This is a genomic window from Brotaphodocola sp. (assembly GCF_983179755.1).
The window spans coordinates 1-21,414 of sequence record NZ_CFAHBC010000011.1 but is presented as its reverse complement, the minus strand read 5'-3'; the positions used below and the strand labels follow the sequence as shown (position 1 = coordinate 21,414).

The window sequence follows — 21,414 nt, the reverse complement described above, 5'->3', positions numbered from 1 at the left end:
TATTTTTTCAAAAAAATAGGAATTGTCTTTTTTATTTTCCTATGCTAGAGTGTAGTTAGCAGTTAAACGAGCATCAGGAGGGATTATAAATGAACGCTGTAATGGAAAACATACTCACAAGAAGAAGTACCCGTGCCTTTGAAAAGAAACCGATCCCGACAGAGGAACTTGACCAGATTCTTCAGGCTGCGATCTACGCTCCGAGCGGAATGAATCGTCAGACCTGGCAGTTCACCGTCGTGACCGACACCGAGAAAATTCAGGAACTCGCAAGTGCGATCGGCAAGGCACTCGGACGCGAGGGATACGATATGTATCAGCCGTCCGCAATCGTGATCACAACGAATGAGAGAACAAGCCGTCATTCGATCGACGACAATGCCTGCGCAATGGAAAATATGTTCCTCTCCGCCCATTCTTTCGGCATCGGTTCTGTCTGGATCAATCAGCTTCGCGACTGCTGTGATGTGCCGGAAGTCCGCGCAATCTTAAAGAGTTGGGGTGTTCCGGATGACCACTCCGCTTACGGAATCGCTGCTCTCGGCTATCCGGCCCCAGCTCCGGTAAAGGAGATCCACAAGATCGGAAAGATTGTATTTGTAAAATAAAATACCAAATAAATCAAACGCCGGATAAATCAAATAAATAAGACAGCAGATAAACAAAAGGAGACCTCGGTCTATCGAACGGAAGTCTCCTTTTGTTTATTTATATCGTATCTACTCTCTGGCTATTTCTGTTATCTCCTGTCCCGGCAAGTAGAAAGCCTGGAAACGGGCTTTCTCACAGAAATCTCGCTGATCAGCATGGTTCTACCCATTTTTCTGTATCTAATCTTCTGGGGTTATTTTACATTTCTAGTCTTCCCTGCACTCCAGAATATCGCTAAAGAACTGATCCATCTCCTTCTTCGTCGGGAAGATCGCAACATACATCTGATTTCCCATCGCAGTCGCAAGCACATCCGGAAGACGCTGATCCATCTTGATCTGCTCCCCGTATCTCTCTCTGATCTGCTGATCGCTCATTACAAATTTCTTGCCATCGCGACGTCCGGCAAATGCGCAGTAGGAACGGCGACCCGGGGTTATCTCCGTCTTGTCATAGGCAATCATGTCCGCCCAGATCTTGTATACATTTGTGCTGTTTGCAAAGTCCATCATGTCCGGGGTAAATCCACCACACGGGCGCATGTTGACCTCGAGTGCCATCACATCGCCCTTGTGACCGAGACCCTCGTGATCCTTTGTCAGACGGAAGAACTCAAAGTGGACAAAACGGCTCTTGACTCCAAAACTCTTGACGGTCGCACGACCCGCCATCCTCACATCAGACGGGAGATCGCGGACAATGTAGTAAATCGAATTGTCGCCGTTGTTTACGATATCCATGATCGAAACCGGAGTCACATTTCCCGTCTCAAACAACGGATTTCCGTGAGAATCAATGATTGCGTCGTAAGAATTAATCTCCGCCTCGATGAACTCCTCCATGATGTACGGAACGTCCGGCATCTTCTCCTCCCGCTCCTTGAGGAAATCTTCCAGTTCCGTCTCATTTTTCAGCTTGTAGGTGCTCGCCGCGCCGACTCCGTTGTCCGGCTTCACGACAACCGGATAGCCGACTTTCTCAATAAATGCCTGACAGCCCTCAAGATCATCGACGAGATGATAGCGCGCTGTCGGGATTCCCACACGCTGATAATACTCCTTCATCTTCGACTTGTACTTGATGCGCGGAAGATCCTCCTCCTGAAATCCACTCGTGATGTGAAATGCCGTTCTCAGCTTGGCATCGCGCTCAAGCCAGTACTCGTTGTTCGACTCAAGCCAGTCAATCTGACCGTGCTTGAAAATCAGAAATGCCACACCACGATAGACCTCATCATAATTTTCAAGGTTACTGACCTTGTAATACTCATTCAGACTCTCCTTGAGATCCTCACTCAGCTCATTGTAAGGCTGGTCACCGATTCCGAGTACATTCATTCCATTCTTCTTGAGTTCCCGACAAAACTGCCAGTAGTTTGTCGGGAAATTCGGTGAGATAAACACAAAATTTTTCATAACTCTTTCTTCCTCCCTTTTTCATTTCAACATCACCTTATAAACGCTTTTATGTTATAAACTTCTCTGCCTCACAAGTTCCTTTTAGCTTTGTACCCTTTGGCTTTTTTGCATCCTGTTTCGCGTTTACGAATCCTATGCATGCTGACCTAAGAGATACGGCACAAAATATTCCACCTGCTTATGCCACCACGGCCAGTCATGGGAAACATCGTGACCCCAGTAATCCACCCACGCATCAATGTGTTTCTGCTCCAAAATCTGTTGGAGCTGTCTTGTGGACTCCGGAATCTCCCACGGTCCCTGTCCGGTACAGAAAATCGCATTTTTCTGATTGTAGAGTTCAATATACGGATGATTTTCCGGCATATTTGCGAGATAATCCACCGGCGAGTTGATATAGACAATATCATCCATATAGTCTCCGAATCCGTAGGATGCCGAGTACACGCCACTGAGTGCCAATACGCCGTCAAAGAGATCCGGTCTTCGAAAATAGAGATTCGACGCATGTGTCGCCCCGAGACTGCATCCGAACACAATCACATCCGGATATCCCGTCCAGCCATTTCTATCATTCACCGTCTTTCTCATAAATGGCACCATCTCATCCGTGATATAGCGAATCCACTGCTCATACCGACGAATTCTCCAGTACGGATCTCCATTTGCATCCGACCAGGTCTCCCGGTCAATCGTGTCGATCGCAAACACGATCACATCCCCGCGGTCAATCCACGGTGCCCAGGTCTCATGCATATGAAAATTTTCAAAATCAAATAAACGCCCGTCCTGACAAGGAATATAGAGCACCGGTCTTCCCCCATGACCGTAAATCTTGCACTCCATATCTCTTCCCAGAGCCGGGCTGTACTGCTTTACGTAATTCATCTCCATGTCGCTTGCCATCCTTCCTCTTATATTATCTTATCGCTGATAATTCAGGGCTTCCATAAAAAACGGAATCTGGCGCTCCCAGCTTGCCTCACTGTGCGTGCCTCCCGGGATAATTCGTGAGGATACGAAAACGCCCTTCTTGATCATAAGTCCCGTCACCTTTGCAAACTGGTCCGATGCCTTCTCACGATATCCAAGCTCCTCTGAACCGTAGTCGAGATAAACTGTCGTCTCCGGTCCATAATTCGTCTCTCGGATCATCTTTGCGATCTTTCCCGGTGCCGTCCAGATTGACGGAGACAGCGCCACTGCCTTGGAGAATACCTCATTGAACGCACTGACTGCATACAGACTCATCAGACCGCCCATCGAGCTTCCTGCAATGTAGGTGTGCTCCCGATCTGGAATCGTGCGGTAATTCTGATCGATATACGGCTTAAATTCGCGCACAAACCATTCCATCGTCTCTCTTCCGCGTCCCTTAAATTTTCCATAGTTTGCATCGGAAAAATCAAACGGAGAATACTCGGAGAGTCGTCCATTGTCCGCTCCGCGGTTACATTCCACCGCCGCTACGATCATCTGGGTCTTACTTTGATCCATATACTCTTTCATTCCCCAGCACTTTCCATAGGTGGCATCCCAGTCAAAAAATACGTTGTGACCATCAAACATATATAAAATCGGATATCGCCGTTCCGGGTCCCATTCATAAGATTCCGGCAGATAGATATAGGCTCTGCGCGGTTCATTTCCCGTAAACTGCGGGATTGTAATCTCCCATTTTTTCACCATTGTCTTGTATTCTCGCTCTCTAAAAAATTCCTGCACATTTTCGCGCTAAGGCGCAGTTGCTTCGGCAACGATCTAGCACTGTGCGAACCACACATAAAAACGCTCCCGTGTTATGGATAGTTTAACACAGGAGCGTCCTCTTTTCAATGCAGACCACAATACTAAAAACGGATGCTTTTAATTTATTTGAATTCAAAATTTCTTCTCATCCGGTGCACTTCCTTGAGCAGATCTCTCGCCGTCTCTCTCGGGTTCTCCGATTTCATGATCGCAGATACCACCGCAATTCCGGAAATTCCGGTTCCATCCAGAATTCCCATATTTCCCCGGTTCAAACCGCCGATCGCAACTGCCGGAATCGGCACGGCACGGCAGATCGCATCGAGCGTTGAAACCTCGGTGCGGATTGTCACAACCTTTGTCGTTGTCGGATAGATCGCTCCGACCCCAAGGTAATCTGCCCCATCCTCATATGCTTTGAGCGCCGTCTCCACCGTCTTTGCGGTCGCTCCGACGATCTTGTCCGGTCCGAGAATCCGACGCGCCTCTGCGACCGGAAGATCCGACGCTCCGACGTGAACGCCGTCCGCTCCACATGCCATCGCCACATCGACACGGTCATCAATAATCAGCGGAACGCCATAGCGCTCTGTGATCGCGCGAACCTTTCGTGCTTTCTCAAGATACTCCCGTCCTCCTGCATGCTTTTCTCTCAGCTGTACAATCGTGACTCCTCCCTCACATGCCTCCTCGACTGTCCGAAGCAACGATTCCTCCGTGTGATAGGTGCTGTCCGTCACCAGATACAGACTCATATCCAAATGTTTCATCTCTGCATCATCCTCCCCTCGTTTTTATTTCCTATTGATTTCCTATTTTCTAGTTCTAATTTCCTATTTTTTCTTTATTTCTTTTCTCTGTTTCTTTTTTGTTTCTTCTTTCTGGTTCTTTCTCATCCATTTTTCTTTTTACGTCACAGCGGGTAAATCCGGGCTTTTCTCGCAAACGCCTCCTCGCTCAAGCAGAAAATTTCATCGAGAAGTGCTGTCTGAAAGCTTCCCGGACCGCGGGAAGCTTTTGTCGCCTTCTCCCCTGCAATTCCCATTGTGACAACACCGAGAAGTGCCGAAAGAGCCCCTTCTGAAAATGCGGATTCCGCCTCTGCATAAGAATCACCCACCAAATACTCAGAATCCGTGCCTTTTGTTCCAATAGAAGATCTAAGAGACTGGGTTGAGACTGCCGGAAGATAGGACGCAGTCAGCGCTCCCACCATACATCCCGTCCCTGTGATTCCGGACAATGCCGGATCTCCGTTTGAGACAAGAAATGCCTGATCAGAGACCGCAACGAGATCTTTTTTCCCGGTTGCAAGAACCGCACAACCCAACGTTTTTGCCAACGATTTTGCGACTTCTCCGCGCTGGCTCTGATTTTCCTCGGAAACCGCATCCTCCGCCCCGGCATCGATGCCGGTTCCGTGAAACGGCAGGGAACCAACCGCCAAAATCTCTGAAATATTTCCCTTGATCACCGCAAACTGTCCCTCTTCCAAAAGGGACTCCGCAAATCTTCGGCGCAGATGACTGCAAGTCACGCCGACGAGATCAAGGATCACCGGAATCTTATCTCGGTTCGCCTGCGCAAGTGCAAGTCTCATCGATTCCATCCTCACATCCGTGATATTCCCGAGATTCAGCATCAAAGCGGAGGAGACCGCTGTGATCTCCTCCACTTCCTTCGGATGTTCTGCCATGATCGGTCGCGCGCCCGTCGCCAAAATCACATTCGCGCAATCATGAATCGAGATCGGATTTGTGATACAGTGAATTAACGGCTGTGTCTCTCTAATATAATTTCGCATCTCCTGCATGCGTTTCATCAGTTGCATGTCCATCTCTCTTTTTTCTTCCGTTCTTGTCATAAATTTTTGCTCCCAGACTCTCCTGAATTTTTGCAAGCATTCCCGTCTGGCTCAACGCCTTTAAAAATACATATGCGGTAACTCCGCCCATAATCGTCGCGGAGATAAACATCGGGGTGTAATAGAACGCGTTGAGTCCCTCTCTTCCCATCAGAAATGCCATAACCGGATAGGAAACGAGGGAACCGATGATTCCGGTGCCAAAGATCTCACCGAAGACCGCACAGATGATTTTTCCCTTTGAGGCACGGTAAAATACACCGGAGAGAAACGCTCCGAACACCGCTCCGGTCAGAGCCAGCGGCGGAATTCCCATGAACATCATGCGGATCACACCAATCATGCAGGCACACAGAAGAGAATACCACGGTCCCATAAACACGGAACAGGTGATATTGATCAGATGCGCGGTCGGGCACATTCCCTCAATTCTCAGAATCGGGGAGATTACCACGCCGATTGCCACCATCATTGCCAAAAATACCATGCGAAATGTCTTTACTCTTTCTTTTTCCATCCTTTTCATCCTCCTGATTTCGGTATTTTGGATCTGTAATTGAAACCTGTAAAAATAAAAAGAGCATATCTTCCGGGAAACTTGCTCCGGAGATACACTCCTCATTCTCAGGCTTCCCTCCGTTGGCATTACCCAAATCAGGTACGGTCGAAGATCAATCTTCCTCTCAGCCTGTCACACAGGCTCCCGCGCTTGTCATCTCATTGCTATCTTTTTTATTTTAAAAAATTTGAAAGTTTTAAGACTTTTTTTGTTTTGCTCTCTTATTTTTCGTTACCAAGCATATCATATTTGATAAAAAGTGTCAATTGTTACTGTTCACGCATTGCGCAAACATATTCTGGACAAATCTGTCTGCGCCGTTATAAAATAAGACCAGAAATGATGAAATGGAGTTTTTTGATTATGGCAAATATCATAGAAATTAAAGATTTTTCTGCACCGGAACTTGACTTATATGCACGGCTGAATGAAAACCAGCTTCTGCGCTACTACGAACCGCAGACCGGGCTTTTTATTGCGGAAAGCCCTAATGTCATCATGCGGGCGCTTCAGGCAGGCTATGAGCCAGTCTCCTTTTTGCTTGAAAAAAAGCACATTGAGACGCAGGCGAAAGATCTGCTCGCAAAATGCCCGGATGTTCCGGCATATGTCGCAGAATTCGATGTCCTGACAAAGCTCACCGGCTTTGCACTGACGCGCGGAATCCTCTGTGCCATGCGCCGAAAATCACTTCCGTCGATCGAGAGGGTCTGTGCGAACGCTCACCGCATCGCTGTCCTCGAAAATGTGATGAATCCGACAAACGTCGGCGCGATCTTTCGCTCCGCTGCCGGTCTCGGCATGGATGCCGTGCTTCTGACACACGGATGCACTGATCCGCTCTATCGCCGTGCCTCCCGCGTCAGCATGGGAACCGTCTTTCAGATTCCGTGGACTTTCATCGATGGCGACTGGTCAAAAGACGGCATGGATCGCTTAAAGGCGATGGGATTTCGCAGTGTCGCAATGGCACTCAAGAAGGACTCGGTCTCGATCGACGATCCACAGCTGATGCGCGAAGACAAACTCGCTCTGGTTCTCGGAACAGAGGGTGATGGTCTCGCTAAGGAAACGATCGCAAACTGCGACTACACCGTGATGATTCCGATATACCACGAGGTCGATTCCCTGAATGTTGCAAGTGCCAGCGCGGTCGCATTCTGGCAGCTCGGACGCAGAAAGCAATGACCCGCAATCGTGTGCTCCGTCAGCTCCGACAAGAGCTTACGTTTTGCTTTCCGTGATACCGGCAAGCCCTCTGGCACGAGCAATGGTCTTTGTCGCAATCACATCTGCGCCGAGACCGAGAACATTTGGAAGAATCACGGTTCCAGCATAGACCGGTGCGGTCAGGCACTGTCTGCGAATCTCCTCAACCACATGAAAAATCTCCTCGCGCGGAATCGGGGCAGTCAGACGCACACTCACAAGCGGGAGTTCGCCTCCCTCTACAAGCACAGAGGTTGCGATGTTTCGCTTCGGACATACCAGTTCCTGTGTCACATACTCTTTTCCCTTCGGGCAGAGATTTCCGCTGACTGAGTGAAGCGTTGTCCCCTCATAATCGACTTCAATCTCACATCCGTTTGGACATAAAATACAGGTAAATACTCTATTCACTGCAGATCACCACCTTTACCGGATTCTTGGATTTCAGCTTTGCATGGGGAAGCACCATCTGCTCCATCTCCGCCGGAATCGCCTTTTTCAGCTTCTTAGATACAAGAACTTCCCCGTCCTGAGAGATTGTAATACGACAATTCTTCATCGGACGGCGCACACGCATCGAGAACGTCACATCTTTCTCCCCGCTGATCGCCTCCGGAAGCACATATCCGAGAGGACCTTCTGCTTCCACTGCAATCTCACACTCCGGAAGCTCCTGTGTCTTCACCCAGTCGACGACGGCATCTGCGAGACGCTCTGCCTCGAGAGAAACGAAATCGACGAGATCATGAACATGGAGAACATTTCCTCCTGCAAAGATTCCCGGAACCTTCGTCTGACAGTTCTCATCGACGAGAGGTCCCTTCGTTCTCGGATCGAGGGTCACCCCGGCTTTTAAGGAGAGTTCATTTTCCGGAATCAGACCAACTGAGAGGATCAGCGTATCACAGTCATAATCTTTCTCCGTTCCTGGAATCGGCTTGAAATTCTCATCCACCTCGCTGACCGTCACAGACTCAAGTCGGGATTTTCCGTGAATTCCCGTCACTGTATGGCTCAAATACAGCGGAATGCCGTAATCATTCAGGCACTGTTCGATGTTTCTCGGAAGTCCGCTCGGATACGGCTGAATCTCAAAGACAGCAAGAACTTTTGCGCCCTCAAGCGTCATTCTGCGCGCCATGATCATGCCAATATCGCCGGAACCGAGGATGATGACGTTGCGTCCCACCATCGTATTTTTCAGGTTGACGTAAGTCTGAGCCACGCCTGCCGTCATCACGCCCGCCGGACGCTCTCCCGGTATCGAGAGTGCGCCCCTCGTTCTCTCTCTACATCCCATTGCGAGGATAACCGCATCCGCCTGATACTGCAAAAGTCCATTCGGAGATGCCGAAGTCACAAGGCGATCCTTTGTCAGACCGATGACCGTCGTGTCCGTGATAATCTCAATTCCAAGTTTTTTCGCCTGATCGACAAAGCGACTCGCATACTCCGGACCGCTAAGCGTCTCCTTGAAACGGGTTAGTCCAAATCCGTCATGAATACACTGGCGGAGAATTCCACCAGGGTGATGTTCTCTCTCAAGAATCACGATATCCTTGATTCCCTTTTCATAGAGTCTGATTGCTGAGGCAAGCCCTGCCGGACCACCGCCAATGATCACTACACTTTTATGTACTGGATTCATCTTTCTCCCTCCTGTCCGCTCAAAGCGCATCCTCGTTCTCACAATTTTTATCTACGTCTGATTCTGTCTTCGTTCGGACATCGCCCGTAAACATCCATCCGTCCTCCCGACAGTAACGCAGGTCTTCTTTCTTCGTCCCCGTCTCCTGCATCAGAAGCTCTGAAATTTTCGCCTGGCAGTAACCGCCCTGACAGCGTCCCATCATCGCACGACAGCGATATTTTACACCCGTCACCGTGTGCACACCGAGTGGATTGTGAATCGCGGAGAGGATCTCGGCGCGCGTGATATTTTCACAGCGACAGATCACATCGCCGTAATCCGGATTCTGACGAATCAGCTCTGCCTGCTCATCCGGTGTCTTGTCACGGAAGGTCTCTGTGCGTCTGCGGATCGGATCAAAGTCCGGATTGGTTTTCAGCGTCTCAACCTCCTCGATCAGTCGAACCACTTCCTTTGAGATCGGCACGGCGCTCGTCAGACCCGGTGACTCGATTCCCACAAGGTTGATCGCATGGGGCGCAATCTCATCTCGGCGCTCAATCACAAAGTCGTGATATCCGCCCTCCTCCTTCGGTGCCAGCTTCGGTCGGATTCCCGCAAAGTTTCGGATGAACGATTCTTTCTTTAAATAAGGGAAAATCCGTGATCCGTCTTTGATCAACAGATCCATCGTGTGCTGTGTCACCGAATAGTCGTCATCGGAATCAATGTACTCGGAACTCGGTCCGATAAAGACATTTCCATCGATCGATGGCGTCAAGTGAATGCCAAGTCCGCCCTCCTTCGGATTCGGAACGGGATAGGCGGGAACCGGAAGCATCGGTCCGATCTTCTGATCGAGAATGAAGTACTCGCCCCGGCACGGATAGATCGTGTACTCGTCAATTCCGAGCATCGTGGAGATCTTTGCAGAGCCGAGACCGGCGCTGTTTACAATCCAGCGACTCCGAAAACTTCCTTTCGTCGTCGTCACGGTGTAAATCCCGTCTTCGTCCGTCTCAATCGCTGTGACCTCATGGGAAAAGAAGAAGGAAACGCCATTTTTTGCTGCGTTTTCTGCAAGTCCAACCGTGTACTGGAATGGATCGAGGATCGCCGTTGAGGGGGACCACATCGCAAATTCTCCGCCGACAAGAGGGGCAATCTCGTGAATTCGCTCCTTGTCGATGAGTTCAAGCCCCGGAACTCCATTCTTGTCGCCGGTTGCCTTCATCTGTTCCAGACGCTTTCGATCATCCTCGTTGAAACCCACAATCAGCTTTCCGGTTCTCTTATATGGAATATCCAGCTCTTTCGCAATCTGGTCAAACATTCGGTTTCCTTCCACACAGAAACGCGCCATCAATGATCCCGGCTTGTTGTTGAATCCTGCGTGGAGAACTCCGGAATTTCGTGCACTCGTCTCACAGCACACATCCGGTTCTTTTTCTAATACGCCAATGTTGAGACAGTAACGCGACAACTCTCTCGCAATCGCACTTCCCACTACACCGGCTCCAATAATCAGACAGTCATAAGTAACGGTAGTATCCTGTTCGATCATAATTGCCTCCTCTCAAGTCTCCTCAATCTTCTCTGGTCTTTCCCATGTTGACTTTCGTTGACTTTTCTATTCCTGTTTTTCTTTTTCGCATTTGCTTTCTGTTTTGTATCTGCCTTCTACCAGATTCGCATCTGTTTCGTATGCAACATGTATGCATTATATACATACTTTTTTCACTTTGTCAATTTCTTTCCCAAACATTTTTCAATAATTTTGTCCTGGACTTTCACAATTAAAGTGTTGTGGATATAACAGGAAAAATATTGTAAAACCGCTTGACTTTTCGATTTTAGGGTCGTATAATACAGGCAACTCGAGCGAAACTGATCAATAATCCTTTTATTAAGGGGTTCATCCTTGACAAAGACTGACAAAGGCGTCAGAGGCATCCGCGCTATCTGCGGAAATGTGTTTTATGCATATTCTGCATATTTATACATTTTATAATGGCCTCGGCGCTATTTTTTCACACTTTTCACATGGAGGTATTGAACATGACTTTATGGACTGTATTTACCGATGTAAGCCTGATGGCCGGACTTCTTCTGGTTGGTCAGGTACTGAGAGCAAACGTAAAAATTTTTCAGAAACTTCTGATTCCCCCGTCTCTGATCGCCGGATTTTTGGCACTCGCCTTTGGACCAAATGGTCTCGGCGTGATTCCGTTTTCCGGAAGTCTCGGAACTTACGCAAGCGTCCTGATCGTTCTGATCTTCGCGGCAATGCCGATCGGTGATGCTCCCGCCAAAGAACATTTGAGTGGAAAGGCAATCGGTGGAATGTTTTTTAACATCACCGGAATCGCCGTTCTCCAGTATGGTGTCGGCATGTTTCTTTCCTTATATGTATTAAACCGTTTCTTCACAAACTTAAATCCCAGCTTCGGTCTTATGATGGCAACCGGTTTCTACGGCGGTCATGGAACGGCTGCCGCAGTCGGCTCTACCTTCGCCGGTCTCGGCTGGGAGGAAGCCGGTGACCTCGGCATGACAACTGCAACCGTCGGCATTGTCGGCGGTATCCTCGGTGGCATCGCGATCATCAACTGGGGCACTCGAAAAGGCTATACCCACTATGTCACCGATCCGAAAAACCTCCCTTCTGAGCTTCGCACCGGTCTGATTGCACCGGAAAAGCAGAAACAGGGTGGCAAGATCACAATCTCCAGCATCTGCGTAGACCCGATGGCATTTCACCTCGCAATCGTTCTTGTTCCGTCCCTCTGCGGATATTATCTCTGTCAGTTTTTGAAAACCCTGATCCCGGCTGAGATTCCGGCATTCTGTATGGCACTGCTCTTCGGATTCCTAATGCAGGGCATCTTAAAGCGCACTGGCTCAAGCAAATATATCGACAGAAGCACAATCAGCCGAATCAGCGGAACCTCCACCGACTTTCTGATCATCTCCGGTGTCGGCTCTGTAAAACTCGCTCTCGTTATGCACTACGCAGTTCCGCTGATTGTGGTCTGTGTCGCAGGTTTCCTTGTCACCTTCCTCTGGTTCATGCTCGTCGGCGCAAAGAGTTCTCCTTACGACTGGTTCGAGCGCAACATGATGGTGTGGGGTCATGCAACTGGTGTCGCTGCCACCGGAGTTCTTCTCCAGCGCGTTGTTGACCCGGATTTAAAATCCCGCGGTATCGAGGATTCTGGAATCTCTGATCTGTTCAATCGTCCGATTCTCGTTGCCCTTCAGGTTGTTCCTCCGATCATCATCTCCCAGTTTGGCGTCTACGGCGCAAACCTTGTGACCTGGGTGATCCTCGGCGGTGTCGCTCTGATGTTCGTCGTTGCCTACCTCTTAAACTGGTGGAGACCGGGCAATCCGATTGCCGTCTATCATCCGACCTCCGCTTCCGCAAGATCTGCAACGGGCAGTATCGGAAATGCAGACGGTGTAGAGGGGGTATAAGGTATCACCCGAAATTGATAAAAACCTGATCAGCAAAATAAAGAACGCTGTGGCAAAGAATTTCTCTGTCACAGCGTTCTTTATTTCTTCTTCTCTTACTTCAACGATGCCTCATAATCAGCCTGAAACTTTGCAATTCCTGCATCTGTCAGCGGATGCTTCGTCATCATTCAAAATCATTGCGCGCAGAATGCCCGGAAGCTCCTGTTCTCTCTTTCCTGCACCGAGTCCGATTTTCTCAATCACAAAGGTCTCCGGCAGTTTCTCGGAGGTACGCACAGCTGCCACAATCGCTGCACCGGTCGGCGTCACATACTCGCCCTTTGCGCCGGTCATGCGCAGTCTCAGACGATTTGCCGTTGCAATGTTTGCGACTGCCGGGACCGGAATCGGAAGAATTCCATGCTGACAGCGCACGGTTCCGCTTCCCTCGCAGAGAAATGGGACAATCACCTGCTCAATTCCCAGATTGTCAAAACATACCGCTGCCGACACGATATCCACGATGGAGTCGATCGCTCCGACCTCATGAAAATGCACCTGATCCAAGGTTGTTCCGTGTGCCTTTGCCTCTGCTTCGCCTAGAATTGTAAAAATCTTCACGGCAAGTCTGCGCGCTCCTTCACTCAGATCCGCCTGCTCCAAAATTGCCAGAATTTCCTTCATTCCGCGGTGCTCGTGATGATGATGGTGGTGATCATGCGTCTCCTCCCCATGTGCGTCATGATCATCATGCTCATGAGTATGCGTATGATCGTCATCGTGAACATGATCGTGGCAGTGTTCATGATGCTCCTCCCCATGATGATGTCCGTAAAGATAATTCATATTGTGATCGTGATTTTCATGCTCTGCATCCAGCTTTACAAGAAAATCACATGCATCCAGTGCGGACTTTTTTACTCTCGTCACTTCTGTCTGAAATCCCTGAATGGGAAGGCTCGCAAGTGCCTTCTCAAGCACTTTCTGATCTGCTCCCAGATCAAGAAGTGCTCCCACCGTCATATCTCCACTGATTCCTGAATAACACTCCAGATATAATGATCTCATCGTTCTTCTCCTGTTTCTTTTTTCTTAGAATAATACCCCTATAATTTTTCTTTCTTATACGCTTTTCCTATTCGCATTCAACTGAATCTCACATTTTTTCTTAATATCAAATGCAGAGAAATACATCTCCTCCATCGGAATCCAGCGTGATTGAAACATCTCAAGTTTCTCTGCCCCGTTTCGCTTTAAAATGCGCTCCTGCTGTGTCTCGGGATCAATATCCACAAACACATGCAGATCATACTGATCAAAAAGCTCTGGATGGCACGAATACGAGCCTTCCACCACAATCAGCGATCCGACTTTTACTGAGATCGGATCCCCGAGCACCCACTTTCCACACAGAAACGGGCGATAGCTCAAAGTCGCTCCATTCTCCGCCGTCTTTAGTGGATTCAGCACCTCTTCCCAAAAACGCTCCCGGTCGACATTTCCTCCCGGCTCTTCATAACGCTCCTTCGTCCGCTGTTCTATCCGCAGATAAAAATCATCCATGTGAAAGAGCACACAGCCCGTCCGCTTCTGGATCTCCTGCGCGAGTGTCGTTTTTCCCGCCCCGCATCTGCCGTCAACAGCGACAAAAACCCGCGGATACAGAGCTTGCAATCCGCGGATTTCTCTCAGGATATTTTCTGTCTCCTGAGCCATACAGGATAACTCTTCCGCCATCCCTTTCTGGTCATCACAGCCATCCTGATTCTGTCCTTGTATGTTTTGTAATTTCTGAGATTCTTGTGATTTTTGCATTTTCTAAATTTCCTGTGTCTTTATTCTATGTCTTTATTCTGTATCTTTTTATATCTTGTTGTATCCTTTTGTATCTTTCTTTATTTTCTCTCTAATTCCTCAAAAAATCAATATCGCAATTTATCACAACTCACTGAATCGTGAATGTTTGCGCGTCTATTATGCCCGCTCTGTCTGAGAAAGTTTCAGAACATTCGCGCGATCTAAAGCCATCATCACAGTCGGAATCAGCACGAGCTGAAGAATGATTCCCGGGATTGCATTGAGGAAAGCTCCTGCCATAAACATTTGCCAGGTAAATACGCTTCCCGTAACACCTAAGAGTACCACCTCAGCGAGTGCCCAGACAATGCGTCCTGCAAGCATTGCAATAATCAGACTCCGATAAAGCGCAAGCATATTTTTCCACTTGGAATGTCCGTAAGCAAGTCCGATTACCAGTCCATACGTTCCAAGTTCCACTGCCATCGCCATTCCATTCGGAAACAGCTTCGGCATGCCAAAGAGCATTCCGCGCACGATCGGGAGCAGAAATCCGACTGCAAATCCGTATTTCCATCCGACAATCAAACCACACAGCAGAACCGGAATGTGCATCGGAAGCAATACTTTTCCGATTGCCGGAATCTGTCCAATCCAGAACGGAAGCACAATTCCAAGTGCAAAGAACATTGCGGAAAGTGTGAGTTTTCTTGTTTTCTCCTGATTGCTCTCTCTCTGAGTTTTCTTTTTGTTTTGTCTTGTTTGATCCATATTTCCTGTCCTTTCTAAAAAATGAGATTTCTGAAAATAATAAAAAATAATGGAAATTCCAAAAATCAGATCGGCAGCTACACCAAATATGTAATCGCTTCGGCAACCATATTCTCCTGCGCCGAATGCACCTCTTCGTTCCACTGCGGTCGGTGCATAACAAGCGCCACTGGCGCTTTGCATCCTTGCGGAGCATTTTTTGCTTCATAGGACGCAATTTCCTATGAAACGAAAAAGGATCACCAAATACAGGCTTCCGCCTTATATTCGATGATCCTTCTGATCACATAAAGTACTTGTGTACTTCGCTTCTATAATAATGCAATTATACAGAAAAAAATACACTTCTGTCAACCCATATTTTTTTCTCATATCCTTACATTCCCATTTCTTTGTTTTAGCTCACCAGTGGAAGAATCCCGGTGCTCCAAATCCAGCTCACCGGAAATACAAGCACCATCGCAGGAATCATATCCGCTGTCGGGAACATTTTTACCTTCATCATACGGAAAGCGGTTGCCAGCATGATAAATCCGCCCGCTGCCTTAAAATCATCAATCATCTCCGGGGTTGTCATCGGATAAATCAGACCTGCACAGAAGAAAAGTGCAAGGAAGATGATTAACTGAGGAATTGCAATCAGAGACACCACTCCACCAAGCATGCATGCAAAAATCATTGCCGTGAACAGATCCAGCACCGACTTTGCAATCAGAATACTGTGATCTCCGGTCATTCCAGATACAATCGAACCATAGATTCCGGTTCCGCTCGCACAAAACAGCACAATCACCGTCACCAGAGTTGTCATGAACTCTTCCTCTGAAATAGAAGTATTCTTATTCGTCACAATCTTTGATGCAACATTCTGCATCATGCCTGCGCCCTTCTGAATCTTATCTCCTAAATGAATCATCAGTCCAATTGCAGTTCCGATTACCACGGAAAAGATGACCGCCGGCATATTTCTCATCAGCATAACCGAACTGATTCCCATTCCCATCGCACAGACACCGAAAATCATATTCAGATTTTCCTTAAAGTCAAGATCGAGTCGATCCTCCACAAATAGACCGATCAGACCTCCTGCCACAATCGACAGCGCATTAACCAAAATTCCAACTGGCATAACTCTTCATTCCTTCTTTCCCTATTCTTTTATCTTTTTTGCCTTATCTTATAATCATAACGAGAACTTATCCTTTATGTCAACTTATTTTTCTTCGTTTTCAAAATCTTCGTTCCTGGCACATGCGCATGAATAGTGATCCCCGTAACACCGTAATACCAGTAATGCTTGCCACCCGCTCCGTCTCCATGATATGATGGAAACAGCAATTCCAATCTTTTCGGTATGTCAAAGTCATTCACAGCATCATTCAAAAAGATTTTTTGAGATTTTCAACATCCTCAGAAAAATTTAGAAAGGATTTATTAAATTATGAAGAAATCTGTTACCGTCCGCAACATCACAATCGGAGAGGGACTTCCGAAAGTCTGCGTCCCGATTGTAGGCACTACCTTAGAAGAGATCACTGCGTCTGCCACAACGATCAAGAACGTTTCCCCTGACGTCGTGGAATGGCGTGTCGACCACTTCCAGAATATTCTCGATCAGAATGAGATGGAGACGGCACTTCACACCCTCCGCGAGATTCTCCCGGACACTCCTCTCCTCTTCACCTTCCGCACCAAGAAAGAGGGCGGAGAGTGCGAAATCTCAATGGAGGATTACATTCTCTTAAATCATCGCGCCGTCACCTCCGGTCTTGTCGACTTGATCGATGTCGAAATCTTCAGCGGTGATGACATTGTTCAGAACATAATTGCGGACGCACACGCACACGAAGTTCCGGTCATTGCATCGAATCATCATTTTCATGAGACCCCGATTGAACAAACTCTCCTGAATATTTTCAAGAAAATGGATTTTCTGGGCGCTGACATCCTGAAAATCGCTGTCATGCCAACTTCCAGACGCGATGTCATCCGCCTGCTCTCTGCTACGGAAAACGCTTCCCGTTTTTCCAGAAAACCGATCATCACAATGTCGATGGGAGGCACGGGTCTCATCAGCCGTCTCTGTGGGGAAGTCTTCGGTTCCGCTCTGACCTTCGGTGCAGTCGGAAAGGTTTCCGCTCCCGGTCAGATCAACGCCGAAGATTTACGCTCTGTGCTGAATCTGATTCACCAGAACCTGCCAGAAGATACACAGGAGAAGTAGAAACATACCCAAAACACTACTCCAAATAAAAAAAGAACTCTCTCCCGATATGATTGATCGTTTATCTGTCTCCAGAATCCAAAATCATATCGGAAAGAGATTTCTTTTTCTCAATATTTATAATGCGATTATACGTAATTGTATGTAATGATACATGATCGCACGTGATGATTCCCGTTTCTTATTTCTTATGCTGTCTTATGCCAGTACCGTTCCTATCGGGAAGAGACTGCGGAATACCTTGCGAACCAGCGGTCCTGCAACGATCAGCTGGAACGGAAGTGCCATGATAAAGTTCTTCGGGATGTTTGTCAGCCAGATGATCGGAACAAGATTCCAAGTGCCAGTATGGGTGCATGCCTCTAATGCGCCGTACAGGGACATGAAAAATACCATCGGAACAACCATGCAGGTAGATACACAGATTGCCTTCTTCAGTCCGCTATCCTGCGGTTTTACCAGAAAACGGAAGGCAAATCCCTTTGCAAATCCAGACACAACAAACCAGTCGAGACACATTGCAAATATGCAGGCGATCGGAAATCCCACCCATGCTTCCTTAATCGTCTCCAAGTTCAGTGCTCCCATGTGAAGCGTCACGTTGTAAATGCTCATCCAGAGCACCATCGTGCAACACATCATCACAGTAAAAATCAAACTCTCTCTCTTATTCTGTGGCATACTCGTTTTTCTCCTTTTTTCTTTCGTTTTTCTCTTTTTTGTTTCTTTCTTTTCTGTCGTTTTCTTTTCTCTGTTGCCTTTTGTTTTTTCGGTTCGTTTCCTTGCCGTTTCATTCTTTTTTTCAGCTTCTTATGTCTGAAAACTCTTCCAATTTCAAACTGCAAGTCCCCATTATACAGAAAATTTTCTGTCTTCGTAAGCACTTTTTTTCATTTCGTCGAAATGTCCTTTGACACCTCTTTTACTCTGCTTTCTGTATCGTCATTTTCATTCATTTTTCTTTCTGTTTCGGCTTCTCTTTTGCCTGTTTTGCGCATGAAAATGCAAAGAAAAAGAGGATGCATTCGGCATCCCCTTTGAGTTCAAATCGATATTCTCAATGATTTGGCACGTAATTCTGGCCAACTCTGCTGAGATTTCCCAATCAGAATCACTGCGCATCATTACGGCAAAATTTTCTGCGGATGAAACTTCAGATAATCCGAGGACACCAGTGAATACTCGATTCCATTGACCATTCCCTTAAAGCTGTCATCGTAACGCTCCTGTCCATGACAGTGCGAGTAAATCACCTGCTCCGCTCCATATTTCTCCGCCATCTGCGTAAATGGGCTCTCCTGCTCCCCGATGCTCGTCGGCGGATAGTGAAGAAACATCAAAAATTTCGTGTACCCCGATGCTTTTGCAAGTTCAAACGAATATCGGAGTCTTGCGGCTTCCCGATCCCGGATCTTATAAAAATGCTCAATGCTGTCCTTCCCCTCATAGCAGTATCCCTTGGTGCCTACAAGCGCGTAATCCTCATAGACCTCAAAATTATTCTGAAGAAATCGGAGTCGCCCTGCAAACATCTGGTTCAACTTTTCTGTCTTCTTTGCGTCCCAGAACATATCATGATTTCCTCGAAGCAGAATCTTTCTCCCGGGAAGATTTTCTATAAACTTGAGATCCTGTTCGCATTCTGGAAGATTTCTCCCCCATGAGTGATCTCCAGTAATCACAATCGTGTCTTCCGGACGAAGACATTTTCTGCAATTTTTCTCAATTCGATTGACATAGTCCTTCCATTCTTTTCCAAACACTTCCATTGTCTTTCCAGTTGAAAAAGCGAGGTGAAAATCACCCATCGCATACAATGCCATACTATCTTTCCTCCTTTATCTTCATCCGTCTTTATCCATTATCATTGCCGTATATTCTTCTCCTTTTTTATCCCTTTCATTTCCTAATTTCTCTCATTTCTCTAATTCCTTTAATCTTTTACAGTCTCTTATTTTCTAAATCCCTTATTTCCAGTTCTTCCAGACATCCGGCATATATCCGACCGTTGCCTGCGCTCCATTTCGCACAATCGGAGTTTTGAGCACCTGCTGATTTTCGAGAACTTTCTGGTCGCGATCCTCCTCCGCAAGATATTTGATCAACGTTAAGGTATCCTGATCCTTACACTTTGGGTCAAGCATCGCATCTAAACCGCCTACCGCCTGACGCACGCGCTGATACTCTCCCTTGCTGAGTCCCTTCTCCTTCATATCAATCATCTGAAATGGAATCTTTCTTTCCTTAAAATAGCGCATCGCCTTCTTCGTATCAAAACATTTTCCTGTTCCAAAAATCTGAATGTTCATCTTCTATTTCGTTCTCCTTCTGTTTTCCAATCTCACATCTAATTTTTATAATATTTTTCTTTTCAGTATACAAAATTTAGAAGACACAAAATCTCCACAATTATATCACAATTATATCAAATATCCTCACTATATTGGTAGTCAGAAAGCGAAAAAAAGATTATCGATTATGTAATGTAAATAATATAGGCAACACATGAACGGTAACAGAAAAATTTTTCTGAGAGGAGTGATTGATATGTATGACGAAAACAAACATGATGAATATGAAGATCAAAACCATGAGACATATAGCAATTACAAAGAAAATCCAGATCCGATGAGTGATCACACAAGTTCTGCAAACTCCGGCTTCGGTGAGAGCAAGTCTTCCAAATTTGCTTCTCAGGAGACTGAGTCTCAGCAAACTTTCGGTTTTAACCACAATCACAAATCATCAAAGGCATCAAAGAAACTCGCCAGAAAAACAGCTGGAATCGTCGCAGCAGCTGTCCTGTTCGGAGCTGTCTCCGGCGGTGTGATGACAGGTGTCAGCTACATCGGGGAACGCTATACAAGAATCCCTGCTGTCTCCACAACACTTGGTCAGAGTAACGACAGCACAACAAATGGAGCAGCCTCGATACCGGTTTCCAATACCGTGATGGATGTCTCCGATGTCGTGGAGCAGGCAATGCCGTCGGTCGTAGCAATCAACGATACAATGACGGTTCAGCAGTACGGAATCTTCGGTCTTCCGGAGACCTATCAGGCAAAGAGCAGTGGTTCCGGAATCATCATTGACAAGACTGACAGTGAACTGCTGATTGCGACAAACAACCATGTTGTATCAGGTGCAAGCGATCTGACTGTCACCTTCTCCGATGACAATACCGCAAGTGCAGCAGTCAAGGGAACGGATTCCGCGACTGACCTTGCTGTCATCGCAGTTAAGCTGAGTGATATTTCATCAGATACCTTGAGCAAGATCAAAGTTGCCACTCTTGGCGATTCTGACAACCTCAAGGCAGGTCAGCAGGTCATCGCAATCGGCAACGCTCTCGGTTACGGTCAGTCCGTCACCGTCGGTTATGTCAGCGCACTGAACCGTGAGATCTCCGACAGCAACGGAATCAGCCATACTTACATCCAGACAGATGCTGCCATTAACCCTGGTAACAGTGGCGGTGCTCTGATCGATCTGAACGGAAATGTCATCGGCATCAATGCGGCAAAAACCGCATCCACGGAAGTCGAGGGTATCGGTTATGCAATCCCGATCTCCAAGGCCGGTGAGATTCTCGACAACCTAAAGACAAAGCAGACAAGAGAGGCTCTCGACGAGAGTGCTCAGGGATTCCTCGGTATTCAGGGAACGAACATCGATGCAAATGCTTCCAAAGCATACGGAATGCCGGTCGGCATCTACGTTTACAAGATTCTCGATGACGGTGCTGCTGCTTCCTCCGATTTGAAGGAGAAGGACATCATCACCAAGTTTGACGGTCAGTCTGTCACCACAATGGATGAACTCAAAGAGATGCTCACCTACTATAAGAGCGGATCGACAGTCACCCTGACGGTTCAGTCTCTGACGGACGGAACGTATCAGGAGCACGATGTAACCGTAACGCTCGGCAGTCGCCCAAGCGATAACAATTCATAAGCATTCATAAGTCCTGCGCCGGGTGACCGGTGCAGGACTTATTTTTGAGTTTATTAAAATATTTTTTATAAAACAAAAAAGCCATGTTCCATCTCTGGAACACAGCTCTCCTCTCTTCATATACCTTCA

General features: G+C 47.3%; 21 protein-coding genes and 1 riboswitch. Of the genes, 5 read left to right on the top strand and 16 right to left on the bottom strand.

Annotation, left to right across the window (positions count from 1 at the left end):
• Nucleotides 1-89: 89 nt before the first annotated feature.
• Nucleotides 90-608, top strand: a complete 519-nt coding sequence (locus AC4EVX_RS06040) for a nitroreductase family protein (RefSeq protein ID WP_177977373.1) — start codon at nucleotides 90-92, stop codon at nucleotides 606-608.
• Between the two features lie 249 nt (nucleotides 609-857).
• Here the strand turns inward: AC4EVX_RS06040 and AC4EVX_RS06035 are convergent, their stop codons facing one another.
• From AC4EVX_RS06035 to thiW, 6 genes are all read right to left on the bottom strand, one after another.
• Nucleotides 858-2,066 (bottom strand): ATP-grasp domain-containing protein, encoded by a 1,209-nt coding sequence (locus AC4EVX_RS06035; protein WP_177977374.1) that lies wholly within the window; start codon nucleotides 2,064-2,066, stop codon nucleotides 858-860.
• A gap of 135 nt (nucleotides 2,067-2,201) precedes the next feature.
• A complete protein-coding gene (locus AC4EVX_RS06030; RefSeq protein ID WP_490159781.1) occupies nucleotides 2,202-2,975 on the bottom strand; it encodes an esterase family protein in 774 nt (257 codons plus the stop codon).
• Between the two features lie 18 nt (nucleotides 2,976-2,993).
• A complete protein-coding gene (locus AC4EVX_RS06025) occupies nucleotides 2,994-3,758 on the bottom strand; it encodes an alpha/beta hydrolase-fold protein (RefSeq protein ID WP_177977376.1) in 765 nt (254 codons plus the stop codon).
• A 182-nt stretch (nucleotides 3,759-3,940) separates the two neighbouring features.
• Nucleotides 3,941-4,588, bottom strand: a complete 648-nt coding sequence (thiE, locus tag AC4EVX_RS06020; protein WP_177977377.1) for a thiamine phosphate synthase — start codon at nucleotides 4,586-4,588, stop codon at nucleotides 3,941-3,943.
• A 143-nt stretch (nucleotides 4,589-4,731) separates the two neighbouring features.
• Nucleotides 4,732-5,649, bottom strand: coding sequence for a hydroxyethylthiazole kinase (gene thiM, locus AC4EVX_RS06015; RefSeq protein ID WP_490159780.1), 918 nt, complete (start codon nucleotides 5,647-5,649; stop codon nucleotides 4,732-4,734).
• On the bottom strand, nucleotides 5,606-6,199 hold the full coding sequence (gene thiW, locus AC4EVX_RS06010) for an energy coupling factor transporter S component ThiW (RefSeq protein ID WP_177977378.1): 594 nt from the start codon (nucleotides 6,197-6,199) through the stop codon (nucleotides 5,606-5,608). Before thiW ends, thiM begins: the two co-directional genes overlap by 44 nt.
• Nucleotides 6,200-6,295: 96 nt before the next feature.
• Nucleotides 6,296-6,399, bottom strand: a riboswitch (TPP riboswitch).
• A gap of 205 nt (nucleotides 6,400-6,604) precedes the next feature.
• Here thiW and AC4EVX_RS06005 point away from each other — a divergent pair.
• Nucleotides 6,605-7,429: a TrmH family RNA methyltransferase gene (locus AC4EVX_RS06005; protein ID WP_490159779.1), complete on the top strand. Its 825-nt coding sequence runs from the start codon at nucleotides 6,605-6,607 to the stop codon at nucleotides 7,427-7,429.
• Nucleotides 7,430-7,465: 36 nt separating this feature from the next.
• Here the strand turns inward: AC4EVX_RS06005 and AC4EVX_RS06000 are convergent, their stop codons facing one another.
• Genes AC4EVX_RS06000 through AC4EVX_RS05990 form a run of 3 tightly spaced genes read right to left on the bottom strand, consistent with a single transcriptional unit; the run spans nucleotide 7,466 to nucleotide 10,644 of the window.
• Nucleotides 7,466-7,861 carry a DUF1667 domain-containing protein gene (locus tag AC4EVX_RS06000; RefSeq protein ID WP_177977380.1) on the bottom strand — a complete coding sequence of 132 codons (396 nt, stop codon included), beginning with the start codon at nucleotides 7,859-7,861 and terminating at the stop codon, nucleotides 7,466-7,468.
• Nucleotides 7,854-9,098: an FAD-dependent oxidoreductase gene (locus AC4EVX_RS05995; RefSeq protein ID WP_177977381.1), complete on the bottom strand. Its 1,245-nt coding sequence runs from the start codon at nucleotides 9,096-9,098 to the stop codon at nucleotides 7,854-7,856. Before AC4EVX_RS05995 ends, AC4EVX_RS06000 begins: the two co-directional genes overlap by 8 nt.
• Nucleotides 9,099-9,117: 19 nt before the next feature.
• A complete protein-coding gene (locus tag AC4EVX_RS05990) occupies nucleotides 9,118-10,644 on the bottom strand; it encodes an FAD-dependent oxidoreductase (RefSeq protein WP_177977382.1) in 1,527 nt (508 codons plus the stop codon).
• Between the two features lie 494 nt (nucleotides 10,645-11,138).
• On the opposite strand from AC4EVX_RS05990, the gene AC4EVX_RS05985 reads away from it, so the two are divergent.
• Entirely contained in the window at nucleotides 11,139-12,557 is a 1,419-nt protein-coding gene (locus AC4EVX_RS05985) for a sodium/glutamate symporter (protein ID WP_490159778.1), read from the top strand.
• 117 nt (nucleotides 12,558-12,674) lie between these two features.
• On the opposite strand, the gene larC is transcribed toward AC4EVX_RS05985, so the two are convergent.
• The 4 genes from larC to AC4EVX_RS05965 form a co-directional block, all read right to left on the bottom strand.
• Nucleotides 12,675-13,607, bottom strand: a complete 933-nt coding sequence (larC, locus tag AC4EVX_RS05980) for a nickel pincer cofactor biosynthesis protein LarC (protein ID WP_490159777.1) — start codon at nucleotides 13,605-13,607, stop codon at nucleotides 12,675-12,677.
• Nucleotides 13,608-13,661: 54 nt separating this feature from the next.
• Nucleotides 13,662-14,255 carry a uridine kinase family protein gene (locus tag AC4EVX_RS05975; protein WP_490159776.1) on the bottom strand — a complete coding sequence of 198 codons (594 nt, stop codon included), beginning with the start codon at nucleotides 14,253-14,255 and terminating at the stop codon, nucleotides 13,662-13,664.
• A 258-nt stretch (nucleotides 14,256-14,513) separates the two neighbouring features.
• Nucleotides 14,514-15,107, bottom strand: a complete 594-nt coding sequence (locus AC4EVX_RS05970; RefSeq protein WP_490159775.1) for an ECF transporter S component — start codon at nucleotides 15,105-15,107, stop codon at nucleotides 14,514-14,516.
• 397 nt (nucleotides 15,108-15,504) lie between these two features.
• Nucleotides 15,505-16,236, bottom strand: a complete 732-nt coding sequence (locus tag AC4EVX_RS05965) for a DUF554 domain-containing protein (RefSeq protein WP_490159774.1) — start codon at nucleotides 16,234-16,236, stop codon at nucleotides 15,505-15,507.
• A 312-nt stretch (nucleotides 16,237-16,548) separates the two neighbouring features.
• Here AC4EVX_RS05965 and aroD point away from each other — a divergent pair, with 312 nt between their 5' ends.
• On the top strand, nucleotides 16,549-17,331 hold the full coding sequence (gene aroD / locus AC4EVX_RS05960; RefSeq protein WP_177977388.1) for a type I 3-dehydroquinate dehydratase: 783 nt from the start codon (nucleotides 16,549-16,551) through the stop codon (nucleotides 17,329-17,331).
• Nucleotides 17,332-17,529: 198 nt separating this feature from the next.
• Here the strand turns inward: aroD and AC4EVX_RS05955 are convergent, their stop codons facing one another.
• The 3 genes from AC4EVX_RS05955 to AC4EVX_RS05945 all read right to left on the bottom strand — a co-directional run bounded on the left by AC4EVX_RS05955 (nucleotide 17,530) and on the right by AC4EVX_RS05945 (nucleotide 19,640).
• A complete protein-coding gene (locus tag AC4EVX_RS05955) occupies nucleotides 17,530-18,012 on the bottom strand; it encodes a DUF2798 domain-containing protein (RefSeq protein WP_177977389.1) in 483 nt (160 codons plus the stop codon).
• 443 nt (nucleotides 18,013-18,455) lie between these two features.
• On the bottom strand, nucleotides 18,456-19,154 hold the full coding sequence (locus tag AC4EVX_RS05950; RefSeq protein ID WP_177977390.1) for a metallophosphoesterase: 699 nt from the start codon (nucleotides 19,152-19,154) through the stop codon (nucleotides 18,456-18,458).
• Between the two features lie 144 nt (nucleotides 19,155-19,298).
• Nucleotides 19,299-19,640 (bottom strand): arsenate reductase family protein, encoded by a 342-nt coding sequence (locus AC4EVX_RS05945; protein WP_177977391.1) that lies wholly within the window; start codon nucleotides 19,638-19,640, stop codon nucleotides 19,299-19,301.
• A 238-nt stretch (nucleotides 19,641-19,878) separates the two neighbouring features.
• Here AC4EVX_RS05945 and AC4EVX_RS05940 point away from each other — a divergent pair, with 238 nt between their 5' ends.
• Nucleotides 19,879-21,285: a S1C family serine protease gene (locus tag AC4EVX_RS05940; protein WP_490159773.1), complete on the top strand. Its 1,407-nt coding sequence runs from the start codon at nucleotides 19,879-19,881 to the stop codon at nucleotides 21,283-21,285.
• The last annotated feature ends 129 nt before the right edge of the window (nucleotides 21,286-21,414 follow it).